Consider the following 14,584-nt stretch of genomic DNA (forward strand, 5'->3'; position numbering starts at 1 on the left):
TGCTGAAGTGTTTGTGCACTTCGACAGTCATTGAAAAACAGTATTTTTTTGTTTCCCAACGCACTGCGAGTGCCCACACAGTTTGCTTGATAGATTGTTAAAGAGCGTTGACCTGGTGTTGGTCAGGACTGCGTATTCTACGCCGTCCTTTTGATTCGTCAAGCCTCAAAACCGAAGTTTTTACCGCTTGTGACCGCGGCGGGTTGCGCCGTGTCAGTGGATGCGCATTATAGGCAGCCGCGCTTTTTGCGCAAGGGCTTTTTGGTGAAAAACATCTCTTTCACCGCCAGTTGCTGATTAACTCAGCAAAAGCACAGGTTAACCACAGATTTACCCACACATCAGTGCACCTGATGTCCTTGTTGATTGATATTTTCCAGCGTCAACTCTTCGAACTTCCGTACCTGGCCACCAAACTCCCTGGCGAACCGTTCGGCCACCGGCTGCTCACCAAAGCTGGCCAGGGTCGGCCCCATAGCCCCGCTCTGGCTGGAGCCCACCACATACCAGGCAGTTTCGGCATCGATAAAGTGCTCGTCGTCCGGCTTATCCCAGGGCACCTGGCTCATGTCGTGTACCCAAAGCTGCTGGCGGGCATGCCGGTTTTCCTGATCCAGCGCCCAGTTCAACAGATCCCGGGTAGAGCAGAACTTGCGGATCTCTTCCGTTCCTTGCTCGTAGGCTTCCCCCTTGGGACCGGGGAATTGACTGATCGCCATGCCACAGAGGTGGCACTCGTCCCCCTGCTCTATCGCCACCACCTGCCTGACCTGGGCATCCACTTCGCTTTCACTACAACCAGCCAGCAGCAGCACCGAAAGCAAGAGAGACAAAAAACGCATAATTTAAATCCTCGTCAGGGAACGTTGAAAAAGAAAACGGGCCAGCAGCATCAGTGTCGCCAACCACAGCATCAGGCAGGCAAGCAGGCCGCCAGAGTCCAGGGCCAGCTCGCTGCCGGCCGCCATAACACCGCTTTTAACTTCACTGGATGACAACAGTCCCAGGTTGAAGATGCGGAAGATATCCGCCGGATTGAGCAGCATCAGGTAGGGCAGCGAGGAGAAATCGAGCTGTTCCGGCAAGCCGATCAACAGGCCCAGCATCAGCAGGTCGAACACCACCACGAAAAAAAACCAGAGAATGAGAGAGGCGCCGGCCGCCTTGCCCTTTTCACTGACCCAGGCACTCAGTACATAGGCCATGGCCAGGAAAATCCAGCCAAGCAGAATGGCTGACAGGATAAGGGCACCAAACAATCCCAGCACCAGTCCGGTATCCAGCTCGGGAGTCAGCAACAACAGGGTCAGGGCTGCACTGCCAAAACCGAGGCCGGTGGCCACTGCCAACATCAGCGCCTGCCCCATAAATTTGCCGATCAGCAACTGGCCTGCAGTAACGGGATAGGTCAGTAGTAACAGCAGGGTACCCCGCTCGGCTTCGCCGATCAGGGCATCATGGCCCAGCAGCAGGGCGATCAGCGGCAGTATCACCACCGCCAGGCTGGCCAGACTGGCCAGGCTGGATTCGATACTGGTGAAACCGACCAGGCCCGAGGCCACGCCGCCGAAATAGGCCAAGCCAACCGCCAGCCCCCACAGCATAAGGGTGATGGCCAGCACCCAGCGGTTGCGGATGCCGTCCAGCCATTCCTTACGGGCAATAATCAGTAATACGGCCATCGGCGGCTCCGTAACAGATATGTTGGTACAACTCGGGCAGGTTGGGCTGCTGCCAATGGAAGTCCCGCAAACCGGGCAGGCTGCAGATGGCTTGTGCCAGCAGTTTCTTCTGCTCCGGCTGGCCCTGCAGAGCCAGTTGGCCCGGCTCGGACTGACACACCAAGGCCTGGCAAGACTCCGGCAGTTGTTGCTCCAGGTTGTCACCGTAGAGGGTGAGAGTGACCGGCAGCCGGGATTTGGCGCGCAGCTCGGCCAGGTTGCCAGAGGCCAGCAGCCGCCCTTGTCCCATCACGGCGATGCGATCCAGATAGGGCTCTACTCCCGCCAACACATGGGAACAGAGGATGATGGCGCAGCCCTGCCGACGCAACTCGTCGATTTGCTGGTAAAAATCCCGGGTAGCCAGGGGATCCAGCCCCACGGTCGGCTCATCCAGCAGCAGCACCCTGGGCTGGCCCAACATGGCCTGGGCCAGCCCCAGCCGCTGGCGCATCCCTTTGGAGTAAGTTTTGACCCGGCGCCCGGCCGCCTCGGCCAGCCCCAAGCGCTCGAGCAGCGTCATGCCCTGTTTCGGTGCCATGCCCTTGAGCCGCGCCAGGTAACCGATGACTTCAGCGCCGGTCAACTGGTCATAGAAGCTGACATTTTCCTGCAAAAAACCAATATGCCGGCGCTGCTTCCGAAAGGTGTCCCGGGCAGGATCCTGGCCCATCACCCGCACCTCCCCCTCATCGGGCCGCAGTAACCCCAGGATCAGCTTGATACTGGTCGTCTTGCCGGCGCCATTATGGCCGAGCAGCCCCAGCACCTCGCCGGATGACACCGCCAGCGATACCTGCCGCAGCGCTTTTTTGTCGGCAAACTGCTTACTGACTTGCCGTAAGCGGATAATGCTCATCGCTCCTCCTGTTATTCATCCCCTCGGGCAGCGCCATCAGAGGAAATGAATCCCGCACCCCCGGTCCTTTGAACACCGGAAACTGCTGTTGAACCCAACGCAGCAGACTGACCACAGGGGCATTCATCAGCCAGCGGGCCGCCGGGTATTGCCACAGCATCCGGTCCATGCCGTCATTCGGCTCGTGGGCAATATCACCCAGGCCGTCCTGATTCAGATCCCAGCCTTGGTAGTCGCTCCAGTAATTGCCGCGGCCATCCAGGGACCATTCCTGGGGTCGGTTGGAGACGTAGCGCACCTGGGTCCGGTTGCCGACCAGGGCATTGTCGAAAATGCGGTTCTGCTCGGAGCCGGCAGTCATGTGCAGCCCCAGATCACTGTGGCCCAGCCAATTGCCGCTGATTTCGTTGCCCACCGCATGGTAGGCTAACAGTGCCTTGCCTTCCGCCCCTCTCGGGTTGAGCAAGCGACTGTTAGCCTTTGCGCCGCTCACCCGATTGCCACGGATAAGAGAATAAGTGATGTAATTCATCAGGATGCCGTAGTTTTCATCCTGCTCGGAGATATTGCCGATCACCGTCAGCTGCCGCGACTGCATCAGGGCATAGCCGGTGCGGGTCCGGTGGGTATGGTTGCCGCTGACCTCGTTATGGTTGGAGTACATATAGTGGATGCCGTAACGCAGCTCACTCAGCCGATTGCCGATCAGCCGGTTGTGGTTGCTGTAGTCGATATAGATGCCATCCCGGGTATGTCGGATCTGATTTCGACTGATCTCGCTGTCGCTGACGTTGAACAGATGAATGCCGTTGCCTCTGTCCTGGGAGCGCAGGCTGTGGTCTCCCTCGATATCGTTGTCATAGAAGCGGATGCGGCTGACCCGATCGGCCCAGATGCCGAAGCCTGGGCCACGAAGCCGCACCCCGGCCACCTCGGTACCCGAGCCCCGCTCGGAGATAAAGATGCCCGCATCCAGGGTGCCCAGATCCCGGCCCCAGTTGCGGATGGTGAGCGACTGCACCCGCACCCCGGGTGCATCGATATAGAGACCATGACCTTGGCCGCCTGCGTCGATCACCGTGCCCGGCTCCCCTCGCAGGTTCAGCGGCTGCTCGATGCGCAGCGCCGGATAGACACCGGCGGCCAGCACCACGGTTTCTCCCGCCGCCACCCCGGCCAGCCCGGCCACGGAGGCCGGCGTCAGCCGGACCTCCGCCGCCAGTGGCCAGGCGAACAACAGCAACAACAGCCATAGTCTGTTCATCACAGACCTTATGCCGGCTCGACGAACATGCGGCCGACCATTTCCATGTGCAGGGCATGGCAGAACCAGTTACAGTAATACCAGTGCACCCCGGGTTTGTCGGCAATAAAGGTGATGGATGAGGTCTGTTGCGGACTGATCTCCATGCTGACCCCGTGATTAACCATGCAGAAACCGTGGCTCACGTCCTCGATCATGTCCAGGTTGGTCACCACCACTGTCACCTCGTCACCCTGCCTGACGGTGAATTCCTGGATGCCGTAGGTGGGCGCCACCGAAGTCATGTATACCCGCACCTTGTTGCCGTCGCGGATCACCTTGTTATCTCGCTCCAGGGTCACACCGTCCTTGGCCGCCATGGCTACGGTGTCGGCGAAGAAGGGGTCCTGGCGGTCCCAGATTTTCTTGGGATTGAGCATGTTGCGCTTGATCAGGATGCAGTCGTGGGGCTCGGCGAAGGTGGGGCCGTCGTGCACCAGCTTCATCTCCTCGCCGGAGATATCGATCAACTGGTCGTTTTCCGCATGCAGCGGACCTACCGGCAGGAAGCGGTCCTTGGAGAACTTGCACAGCACCACCAGCCACTTGCCGTCCGCATCCCGAGCCTCGGTGTGGGAAGCGTGGTTGTGGCCGGGCTGGTACTGCACATCCAGCTTCTGGCGGATGTAGTTGACGTCCTCGCCGTTATAGGCACGCACCGCATCGGCCAGGTTCCACTTCACCACCTGGCTGTCGATAAACAGCGTGGTATAACCGTTGCCGCGGCCGTCGAAAGTGGTGTGCAGCGGCCCCAGGCCCAGCTCGGGCTCGGCGGCGATGACGGCGCGAGGATCCTCGAATTGGTCCTCGAACAGATCGTCCAATTTGGCGATCTCGATCATCGACACGGTCGGCGACAGCTTGCCGTTGGCGATAAAGTACTTGCCGTCGGGTGAGGTGTTGAGGCCGTGGGGGTTTTTCGGCACCGGCACGTAGCGGGTCAGTTCAGAGCCCTTGCGGCCGTCCAGCACCGGCACCTTGGCATCGCCCAGGGTGGTGAAGTTGCCAGCCTTGATCGCCGCCTCGATACGGGGAATGTTGAACACCGTCACCCAGTCCCGTTCGTTACGCATCATGCCGCCCAGATCGGTGGCGCCTTCCGAATTGTAACAGGTGGAGGCAGCGTATTTGCCGGTGTAACAGGCGTCGCAGTTGTCCAGGTTACCGTCGACAATGACCTGGAAGGCCACCTCCATGGTCTCGGCATCCACCGCGTTGAACATGGTGAATTGCTCGGCCGCGTCCAGGTTTTTCAGGTTGCTGCCGTCGTTGGGGTGGGGAATGATGAACTCGGCGTTGCAGAACACGTACTTGGTGTGGGGCACTTTTTGCAGGCGTAGTCCGTGGATGGCCTGCACGTTGGGGACAGTGACCATCTTGTCGCATTTCATGATATCGAGGCGGATACGGGCTACCCGACTGTTGGCCTTGTCGTTGATGAACAGGTACTTGCCGTCATATTTTCCATCCGTCATGGAGATATGGGGGTGGTGGCAGTCGCCGTTCAGGTACTTACTGCTTTCTCCAAAGACCCGCTTGCTTTCGTTGGTCAGGCCCCAGCCGGTAGCCGAGTCCACGTTGAACACCGGAATGCGCATCAATTCGCGCATGGAGGGGACACCCAGTACCCGCACCTCACCCTGGTGACCGCCGCTCCAGAAGCCGTAGTATTCGTCCAGCTCGCCGGGCGCCACATGGGCATTCTGGGCCGCCGCCGCGGCCAGGGCCGGTGACGACGCCAGGCTCAGGCCGCCGCCGGCCGCCGCCGTGGCCAGCAGGGCGGAAGAGCCACCCAGGAACAGCCGTCGGCTCAGTTTGACGTGCTCGCTCGGTTCTTCATGTTGGTCATGCTTGCTCATTAGACTCTCCTTGTAGTCCGGTGATATCCACGTTGGTCACTTTGATTCGAGCCGCTTCCCGCTCCAGCTCGCGCTGGCGGCGTTTCTTGGCTTTCATTACCAGCGGCGGACATTTGCGTTGGTTGTAATAAGTGATCTGGCAATCCAGGCAGTGATGGCACTCGTTGGCATTGATGCGGCCATCGGGATGAATGGCCTGCACCTCGCACTCCTTGGCGCACAGCTGGCAGGGAGTGCCGCATTCCTGCCGGCGCTTGATCCAGTCGAACAGCCGGAGCCGGGCCGGCACGGCGAGTGCGGCGCCCAAGGGGCAGATATAGCGACAATAGGCCTTGCGCACGAACAGCGACAGCACCACCCAGCCGAGGGCATAGAGCACATAACCCCACTCGCGCACAAAGCGCAGCGTTACTGCCGTCTTGAACGGTTCCACTTCCGCCGCCTGTTCGGCCAGGGCCAAAGACTGCAACGACAGCCCGAACAGGCCCAGCAGGATCAGGTACTTCAACGCCCACAGCCGTTCGTGGAGGGCGAAAGGCACCGTGAACTGCTTTATCTTCAGCTTGCGCGCCGCTTCGTTCACCAGTTCCTGCAAGGCCCCAAAGGGACAGAGCCAGCCGCAGAAGATACCCCGCCCCCACAGCAGCAGGGTCAGGGCCACGAAGCTCCACAGGATGAACATCATGGGATCGAGCAGGAAGGATGACCACTGGAAGCCGCCGAACAGCGCATGCAGAAAGGTGAACACATTGATGATCGACAGCTGGGCCAGGCTGTACCAACCGATGAAGAACAGGGTGTAGCAGAGATAGCCGATGCGGAGACGGTGCAGCAGGGTCGGATGTTGTACCAGCCAGTCCTGCAGGAACAGGATGATCACCAGCACCGCCAAACCGGCGGCCAGCACAGCTATCTGCACCGCCTTGTGCTGCCAGACGCTGACCCACAGCGGGGCTTCCTCTTCGGACCATACCGCCTCGGTAGCCACCACCGACTCGGGCAGGTCGAGGTAAGCATCGGGCAAGCTGTAATCGGCGTAGAAGCTGGCGAACTCACTGTCCAGGGCGCCGACCTGGCGCCGCACCATCAGCTCGAATTGCCAGGGCCGGGTCAGGTCCAGGCTGTCTTCCCGGGCGATGAAAATGGCCAGCTCGCCGAATTCGGGCGTGCCTTCAGCCAACAGATCCGATGCCGCCAGGCGCTGGTAGTCCATGTCGCGGAAGGCGATTTCCTCTGCACCCTGCCACAACCGGATGCGGTCGAAGATGCCACCACGCACGAAGCCGTTGCCGCGGAAGCTGTAGTCGCCGTTGGCCACCACCAGCACCGGCTGATCGCCGGGCTCCAGGCTCGCCATCAGCCGATCATACTGTTGCTGCCCCAGCAGATTGATGCCGGCTTCCGCCACCCTCAGCGGGGAAAAGTACAGCGCCATAAAAACGGCGTCGGGCGCTGCCGGTCCGGTACGGGAAGCCGCCCGGGTGCCGGAAAAGGCTTGTTCCACTTCGCCTTCGGTCAGGCGCAGGGAGCGAACCAGCTGGCGCTCATACAGCTCAGCCCAACTGCGGGGCTGCCAGTCGGGCTGCAAGGTAGCCGAGGCGGCGGTTTGCTCGGGGGAGGATGCCGTCTTCCCCTCGGCCAGGGCCGCCCGGGCCGCGCGCAGCGCCCGCATGATGGTCTGGTTGATCACCATCACCGTCACGGTGGCCCCGGTGACCCCGTCCAGCGAGTGGATATCATCCCGACGGGACAATCCCACCTGCACCCGTTCACCGGCGTCGATACCCTGATACTGGTCGACGAACTCGGTCAGCTTGATCTCAGGTATGCCGATCAGCAGTATCGGCTCGTGGTGCTCCAGTACCCGGGCATGCTCCAGCCGGCCGCTGCTGTCCATCGCCAGCAGCAGCTCCACCGGCTTGCCGGAATAGGCGGGAATATCGGTGAATTGCCGGGTAAGGAAGGCATAACTGGGCGTCTTGTCGTCGGTAATAATACGCCAGCCTTGCCACGGTTCGGAAACCGGCTCGACGGCAGCCCCGGGATACCACTGTGCCAGCAGCCCGGCGGGCGACAAGGGCGTCGTCGCAGATACCGTGCCATTGACGAACAACAGCAGCAACAAAGAGGCAAGCAACCGGACCAGTGGCATATCGGGCAACCATAAATATCCATTTCAATTGCACAATATAATGTTAAAAAATGGCCTCGACGGGCTTGATCCAGATCAGGCGGAGGGAAATCGGCGGGGAATAAAACGGGCGCGGTAAAAACAGGACAAAAAAAAGCCGGGCGAACCCGGCTTTTGTTTTTTATTCTTCAGAAGCGGCTGCTTCTGTGGCCTCGACGTCGCGACCTACCAGCTCGATATAAGCCATAGGGGCGTTGTCACCGGCACGGAAACCACACTTCAGGATACGGGTGTAACCACCCGGGCGCTCCTGGTAGCGAGGTCCCAGTTCATTGAACAGCTTGCCGACTACTTCGCTGTCGCGAGTACGGGCAAATGCCAGGCGACGGTTAGCAACACTGTCGCTCTTGGCCAGTGTGATCAGAGGTTCAACCACACGACGCAGCTCTTTAGCCTTGGGCAGAGTCGTCTTGATAACTTCATGACGAACCAAGGAGCTGGCCATGTTACGGAACATCGCCTGACGATGGCTGCTGTTCCGGTTAAGTTGACGACCACTCTTACGATGGCGCATGACCTAATCCTTCCTAACTAAATCTGTAAAACCCGTGATCCGGTTTATTCATCAGCGATGCTGGCAGGCGGCCAGTTCTCCAGGCGCATGCCCAGAGACAAACCACGAGACGCCAACACGTCTTTAATCTCGGTAAGAGATTTTTTACCCAGGTTGGGAGTCTTAAGCAGCTCCACCTCGGTACGCTGTACCAGATCACCAATGTAATGGATCGCTTCTGCCTTCAGACAGTTCGCGGAGCGAACGGTCAGTTCCAGATCGTCGACAGGACGCAGCAGGATAGGATCGAACTCAGGCTTGTCTTCTTTCTCTTCCGGTTCGCTCACGTCACGCAGATCGACGAAGGCTTCCAATTGCTCGGCCATGATGGTGGCCGCACGACGGATGGCTTCTTCCGGATCCAGGGTGCCGTTGGTTTCCATGTCGATAACCAGCTTATCCAGATCGGTACGCTGTTCAACACGGGCCGCCTCAACATTATAGGCGATACGAACCACGGGGCTGTAAGCCGCATCCAGCAACAAGCGACCGATAGGACGCTCGTCGTCTTCATTGTGGGCGCGGGCAGCGGCAGGAATATAGCCCCGGCCGCGCTGCACCTTCAGACGCATGCTGATTTCGGCCTCGTCCCCTGTCAGATGACAGATGACGTGGTCTGGGTTAACGATCTCAACGTCATCACCATGGGTGATGTCGCCTGCAGTTACGGGACCTGCACCAGTTTTGGTCAGAGACAGGGTAACTTCGTCCTTGCCTTCCAGCTTCACAGCAACCTCTTTGAGGTTCAGCAGGATTTCCAGGATATCTTCCTGGATACCTTCCTTGCTGCTGTACTCGTGCAACACACCGTCGAGTTCGACTTCGGTGATGGCACAACCCGGCATGGAAGAAAGCAGAATACGACGCAGCGCATTACCCAATGTATGACCAAAGCCACGCTCCAGCGGCTCGAGAGTCACTTTGGCATGAGTCGGGCTGATCTGTTCGATATCAACCAGACGCGGCTTAAGAAAATCTGTTACAGAACCCTGCATTGTGTCCTCTCTTAGAAGCTAGCTTTACTTGGAGTAAAGCTCGACGATCAGCTGTTCGTTAATCTCGGCAGACAGGTCGCTACGCTCAGGCAGGCGCTTGTAGGTGCCTTGCATGTTGGTAGCGTCGACTTCTACCCAAGTCGGCTTTTCACGTTGACCGGAAACCTCAAGAGCGGCTTTGATCCGGGCTTGCTTCTTGGCCTTCTCACGAACGCTGACTACGTCCTCGGGAGAAACTTGGAAGGAAGGAATATTGACAACCTTACCGTTCACCAGGATAGCCTTGTGGCTGACCAGCTGACGTGACTCGGCGCGGGTGGCACCAAAGCCCATACGGTAAACAACGTTGTCCAGACGACCTTCCAGCAGCTGCAGCAGGTTCTCACCAGTGTTGCCTTTCAGGCGCGCAGCTTCTTTGTAGTAGTTGCGGAATTGCTTTTCCAGTACGCCGTAGATACGACGGACTTTCTGCTTTTCACGCAGCTGAACACCGTAGTCAGACAGACGCGGTTTGCGGGCGCCATGTTGACCGGGTGCGGTATCAATTTTACATTTTGAATCGATCGCGCGAACGCCTGACTTCAGGAAGAGGTCAGTGCCCTCGCGACGGCTCAGCTTGAGCTTGGGACCCAGATATCTTGCCATGTTCTTTCTCCAACTATCCTACAAGAAGGGTTATACGCGACGCTTCTTGGGAGGACGACAACCGTTGTGCGGGATGGGAGTCACATCGGTGATGTTGGTGATGCGGAAACCTGCCGCATTCAACGCACGGATGGATGACTCACGGCCCGGACCCGGACCTTTCACCATTACTTCCAGGTTCTTAACACCGTATTCCTTGGCAATTTCACCGGCGCGCTCGGCAGCTACCTGAGCCGCGAACGGGGTGGACTTGCGGGAACCACGGAAACCTGAACCGCCGGCGGTTGCCCAAGAGAGAGCATTACCCTGACGATCGGTAATAGTTACTATGGTATTGTTGAAAGATGCATGAACGTGGGCGATACCATCGCTCACCTGCTTTTTAACACGCTTACGTGCACTACGAGCCGGGGTTTTAGCCATGATCTACCTTCCCGTTATTTCTTGATCGGTTTACGAGGACCTTTACGCGTACGCGCATTGGTCTTGGTGCGCTGACCGCGAACGGGTAGGCTGCGACGATGACGCAGACCTCGGTAACAACCCAGGTCCATCAGACGCTTGATGTTCATGGAGATTTCGCGACGCAGGTCACCTTCTACGGTGAACTTCGCTACTTGCTCACGCAGGGCTTCTACCTGAGCATCATCCAATTCTTTAATTTTCACATCCTCAGCGATACCGGCTGCAGCACAAATGGCTTTGGAGCGGGTACGGCCGACGCCATAAATAGCAGTCAAAGCGATGACGGCATGTTTATGGTCAGGAATGTTAATGCCAGCGATACGGGCCACTATGCACTCCTACATACTTAAAAATAATAAGCCATTACAAAGCCCGTCTAGGATACGTAATGACTACACATACACCCAACAAAGGTGGCTGGCTACTTTAGCCAGCCCGCCTTTACTTTTCAAGTTAAACCGTAACTTTTTTAGCCTTGGCGCTGTTTATGCTTGGGCTCGCTGCAGATCACCCGCACCACACCGTGGCGCTTGATGATTTTGCAGTTACGGCAAATTGCCTTAACGGAAGCACGGACTTTCATTGCTTAACTCCGTAAATAACCGAACCTTAGCGGTTGTAGCCTTTCAGGTTCGCTTTTTTCAGGACATCGCCATACTGGTGAGACATCATGTGGGTTTGCACCTGAGCCATGAAATCCATGATGACGACCACAATAATCAACAGCGAGGTACCGCCAAAGTAGAACTGGACGTTCCAGGCTGTCATCAGAAACTGTGGAACCAAACAGATAAAGGTAATGTACAGGGCACCGACCAGGGTCAGGCGAGTCATCACTTTATCGATATAGCGCGCTGTCTGCTCACCCGGACGGATCCCCGGGATGAAAGCACCACTCTTCTTCAGGTTGTCTGCCGTCTCGCGCGGGTTGAACACCAGCGCGGTATAGAAGAAACAGAAGAAAATAATGGCAGCGGCATACAACATTACGTACAGCGGCTGGCCGGGCTGCAGTGTGAGCGACAGCTCCTGCAGGATATTGGCGAACCACCCCTCCCCCTGGCCGAACCATGAGGCCACGGTACCCGGGAAAAGAATAATGCTGGATGCGAAAATTGCTGGAATAACCCCCGCCATGTTCACTTTCAAGGGCAGGTGTGTACTCTGTGCCGCGAATACCTGGCGACCCTGTTGACGCTTGGCGTAGTTCACCACGATGCGGCGCTGACCACGTTCAACAAAGACCACGAAATAGGTTACCGCAAACACAATCACGGCCAGCAGCAACAGCAACAGAATGTGCAATTCCCCCTGACGCGCCTGCTCTGCCGTGGCACCGATGGCCGAAGGCAGACCGGCAACAATACCCACGAAGATAATCAACGAGATACCATTGCCAATGCCTCGTTCGGTAATCTGCTCACCTAACCACATCAAAAACATGGTGCCGGTGACCAGGCTCACGACTGCCGTAAAGTAGAAGCCGAAACCCGGGTTAACCACGAGCCCTGGCATCATGTTCGGCAAGCCGGTAGCGATACCGATGGCCTGGATGGTGCCCAGAACCAGCGTGCCATACCGGGTGTACTGACTGATCTTGCGACGACCGGATTCACCTTCCTTCTTGAGCTCTGCCAAGGTGGGGTGAACCACAGTCAGCAGCTGGATGATGATGGACGCAGAAATATACGGCATGATCCCCAGCGCCAGTATGGACGCTCGTTCCAGGGCGCCACCACTGAACATGTTGAACATTTCAATGATGGTGCCCTGTTGTTGCTGGAACAAGTCGGCAAGTACGGCGGCGTCAATACCAGGAATAGGCACATAGGAGCCGGCGCGAAAGACAACTATCGCGATCAGAACGAAAAGCAGACGGCTTTTCAGTTCACTCAGCCCGCCCTGTGCGTTTTTTGCATCTAATCCTGGTTTCTTGGCCATAGTACTTATTATTCCTCGATTTTTCCGCCGGCGGCTTCGATGGCTGCGCGTGCACCTTTGGTGACGCCCAGACCAACCACAGTCACTTGACGGTCAATAGTGCCAGACAGAACCACTTTGGCAAACTGGATGTTCTTGGTAACCAAGCCAGCCTGCTTCAGGGTGTTCAGGTCCACCACATCGCCTTCAACTTTCGCCAGTTCGCTCAGACGTACTTCTGCACTGACCAGACCTTTGCGCGAAGTAAAACCAAACTTCGGCAGACGCTGTTTCAGCGGCATCTGACCGCCTTCGAAACCGTTACGAACCTTACCACCGGAACGGGACTTCTGGCCCTTGTGGCCGCGGCCACCGGTTTTACCCAGACCAGAACCGATACCACGACCTACGCGCTTGGCGGAAGGCTTGGAGCCGGCGGCAGGAGACAGAGTATTCAAACGCATGCGATTACTCCTCAACCTTAACCATGTAGTAAACCTGGTTGATCATACCGCGTACACAAGCTGTATCTTCCAGCTCGACGGTGTGACCAATGCGACGCAGACCCAGGCCACGCAGCGTTGCCTTATGCTTAGGCAGACGGCCGATGGAGCTACGAGTCTGAGTTACTTTTACAGTCTTGTTAGCCATGGCGCATTACCCCAGTATTTCGTCAACGCGCAGACCACGCTTGGCAGCGACTTGCTCGGGTGACTTCATATGAGTCAGAGCGTCGATGGTAGCGCGAACTACGTTGTTCGGGTTGGTGGAACCGTAAGTCTTGGCCAGTACGTTATGTACACCGGCTACTTCCAGTACGGCGCGCATGGCACCACCGGCGATGATACCGGTACCTTCGGAGGCAGGCTGCATAAACACGTTGGAGCCGGAGTGACGACCCTTGACCGGATGGAACAAGGTGCCGTTGTTCAGACCAACGGTACGCATGTTACGACGCGCCTGTTCCATCGCCTTTTGAATGGCGGCAGGAACTTCACGGGCTTTGCCGTAACCGAAACCAATACGACCGTTACCGTCACCTACCACCGTCAACGCGGTGAAGGAGAAGATACGACCACCCTTTACGACCTTTGATACACGGTTTACTGCAATGAGCTTTTCTTGCAGTTCACCGGCTTGAGCTTCGATTTTTGCCATTTTCGACTCCACCCTTAGAACTGAAGACCAGCTTCACGAGCAGCAGCAGCTAGAGCGGCTACACGACCGTGATATTGGAAACCGGAACGGTCAAAAGCGACGTTGGTCACGCCCTTTTCGAGAGCGCGCTCGGCGACGGTTTTACCGACTATCGCGGCGGCATCGATGTTACCGGTATATTTCACTTGTTCACGGATTGACTTCTCCACGGTAGACGCGGAAGCCAGTACGGCTGAACTGTTGTGTGCAATAACCTGTGCATAGATGTGGCGCGGAGTACGGTGAACCACCAGGCGAGTCGCACCCAGTTCCAGCATCTTTTTGCGTGCTTTGGTAGCACGGCGGATACGAGCTGCTTTTTTGTCCATAGTGTTACCTTACTTCTTCTTAGCCTCTTTACTGCGGACCTGCTCGCCGAAATAGCGAACACCTTTGCCTTTGTAGGGCTCGGGCTTGCGGTACGCACGAATATTGGCAGCAACCTGACCGATCAGCTGTTTGTCGGCAGACTTGAGAACGATCTCGGTCTGGGAAGGACATTCAGCGGACACGCCTTCAGGCAGTGCATGCTCAACCGGGTGAGAGAAACCCAGCGACAGCGCAACGGCGTTGCCTTTGATCTGGGCGCGATAACCTACACCAACCAGCTGCAGCTTGCGTTCGAAGCCTTGGGTAACACCAACAACCATGTTGTTGACCAGAGCACGGGCAGTACCTGCCTGGGCATTGGCGCCGTCCACGTTTTCACGGGGAGTGAACTTCAACAGGTTGTCTTCCTGGCTGATTTCAACAGCAGCGTTAAGGGTACGATTCAGAGTACCTTTGCCACCCTTGATGGTAATTTCCTGACCGTTCAACGTCACTTCTACGCCGGCAGGAATTTCGATAGGTGCCTTAGCAACGCGAGACATATCT

18 protein-coding genes are annotated in these 14,584 nt (G+C 57.4%); all 18 read right to left on the reverse strand.

All coding sequences use genetic code 11. The annotated features are described in order from the left end of the window. Positions 1 to 341 precede the first annotated feature (341 nt). Complete coding sequence (locus C7H85_RS19910; protein WP_210433650.1) at positions 342 to 842, reverse strand: nitrous oxide reductase accessory protein NosL; 501 nt, start codon at positions 840 to 842, stop codon at positions 342 to 344. Between the two features lie 3 nt (positions 843 to 845). Further along, entirely contained in the window at positions 846 to 1,682 is an 837-nt protein-coding gene (locus C7H85_RS19915; protein WP_210433651.1) for an ABC transporter permease, read from the reverse strand. Then, positions 1,654 to 2,580, reverse strand: a complete 927-nt coding sequence (locus C7H85_RS13345; protein ID WP_106730207.1) for an ABC transporter ATP-binding protein — start codon at positions 2,578 to 2,580, stop codon at positions 1,654 to 1,656. Before C7H85_RS13345 ends, C7H85_RS19915 begins: the two co-directional genes overlap by 29 nt. Next, positions 2,549 to 3,844 (reverse strand): nitrous oxide reductase family maturation protein NosD, encoded by a 1,296-nt coding sequence (locus C7H85_RS13350; protein WP_106730208.1) that lies wholly within the window; start codon positions 3,842 to 3,844, stop codon positions 2,549 to 2,551. The genes C7H85_RS13345 and C7H85_RS13350 overlap by 32 nt, the downstream gene beginning before the upstream one ends. An 8-nt stretch (positions 3,845 to 3,852) precedes the next feature. After that, positions 3,853 to 5,742, reverse strand: coding sequence for a TAT-dependent nitrous-oxide reductase (gene nosZ, locus C7H85_RS13355; protein ID WP_106730209.1), 1,890 nt, complete (start codon positions 5,740 to 5,742; stop codon positions 3,853 to 3,855). Beyond that, positions 5,729 to 7,894, reverse strand: coding sequence for a NosR/NirI family protein (locus C7H85_RS13360; protein WP_106730409.1), 2,166 nt, complete (start codon positions 7,892 to 7,894; stop codon positions 5,729 to 5,731). Before C7H85_RS13360 ends, nosZ begins: the two co-directional genes overlap by 14 nt. 160 nt (positions 7,895 to 8,054) lie before the next feature. Then, positions 8,055 to 8,447: a 50S ribosomal protein L17 gene (rplQ, locus tag C7H85_RS13365; protein WP_106453810.1), complete on the reverse strand. Its 393-nt coding sequence runs from the start codon at positions 8,445 to 8,447 to the stop codon at positions 8,055 to 8,057. Between the two features lie 44 nt (positions 8,448 to 8,491). Then, positions 8,492 to 9,481 carry a DNA-directed RNA polymerase subunit alpha gene (locus tag C7H85_RS13370; protein WP_106730210.1) on the reverse strand — a complete coding sequence of 330 codons (990 nt, stop codon included), beginning with the start codon at positions 9,479 to 9,481 and terminating at the stop codon, positions 8,492 to 8,494. A 24-nt stretch (positions 9,482 to 9,505) separates the two neighbouring features. Continuing rightward, positions 9,506 to 10,126 (reverse strand): 30S ribosomal protein S4, encoded by a 621-nt coding sequence (rpsD, locus tag C7H85_RS13375; protein WP_106453808.1) that lies wholly within the window; start codon positions 10,124 to 10,126, stop codon positions 9,506 to 9,508. A gap of 30 nt (positions 10,127 to 10,156) precedes the next feature. Beyond that, positions 10,157 to 10,549, reverse strand: coding sequence for a 30S ribosomal protein S11 (gene rpsK, locus C7H85_RS13380; protein WP_014290661.1), 393 nt, complete (start codon positions 10,547 to 10,549; stop codon positions 10,157 to 10,159). 14 nt (positions 10,550 to 10,563) lie between these two features. After that, a complete protein-coding gene (gene rpsM / locus C7H85_RS13385) occupies positions 10,564 to 10,920 on the reverse strand; it encodes a 30S ribosomal protein S13 (protein ID WP_106730211.1) in 357 nt (118 codons plus the stop codon). 140 nt (positions 10,921 to 11,060) lie between these two features. Beyond that, positions 11,061 to 11,174, reverse strand: a complete 114-nt coding sequence (rpmJ, locus tag C7H85_RS13390) for a 50S ribosomal protein L36 (protein WP_005319705.1) — start codon at positions 11,172 to 11,174, stop codon at positions 11,061 to 11,063. Between the two features lie 26 nt (positions 11,175 to 11,200). Then, a complete protein-coding gene (gene secY / locus C7H85_RS13395) occupies positions 11,201 to 12,532 on the reverse strand; it encodes a preprotein translocase subunit SecY (protein WP_106730212.1) in 1,332 nt (443 codons plus the stop codon). A gap of 8 nt (positions 12,533 to 12,540) precedes the next feature. Beyond that, positions 12,541 to 12,975, reverse strand: a complete 435-nt coding sequence (rplO, locus tag C7H85_RS13400; protein WP_106730213.1) for a 50S ribosomal protein L15 — start codon at positions 12,973 to 12,975, stop codon at positions 12,541 to 12,543. A 4-nt stretch (positions 12,976 to 12,979) separates the two neighbouring features. Then, entirely contained in the window at positions 12,980 to 13,162 is a 183-nt protein-coding gene (gene rpmD / locus C7H85_RS13405) for a 50S ribosomal protein L30 (protein WP_014290666.1), read from the reverse strand. A 6-nt stretch (positions 13,163 to 13,168) separates the two neighbouring features. After that, positions 13,169 to 13,669: a 30S ribosomal protein S5 gene (rpsE, locus tag C7H85_RS13410; RefSeq protein ID WP_106730214.1), complete on the reverse strand. Its 501-nt coding sequence runs from the start codon at positions 13,667 to 13,669 to the stop codon at positions 13,169 to 13,171. A 14-nt stretch (positions 13,670 to 13,683) separates the two neighbouring features. Next, entirely contained in the window at positions 13,684 to 14,037 is a 354-nt protein-coding gene (gene rplR / locus C7H85_RS13415) for a 50S ribosomal protein L18 (protein ID WP_106730215.1), read from the reverse strand. A 9-nt stretch (positions 14,038 to 14,046) separates the two neighbouring features. After that, entirely contained in the window at positions 14,047 to 14,580 is a 534-nt protein-coding gene (rplF, locus tag C7H85_RS13420) for a 50S ribosomal protein L6 (protein WP_106730216.1), read from the reverse strand. Positions 14,581 to 14,584: the final 4 nt, after the last annotated feature.

It is taken from the genome of Zobellella endophytica, from assembly GCF_003012775.1.
GTDB lineage: Bacteria > Pseudomonadota > Gammaproteobacteria > Enterobacterales > Aeromonadaceae > Oceanimonas > Oceanimonas endophytica.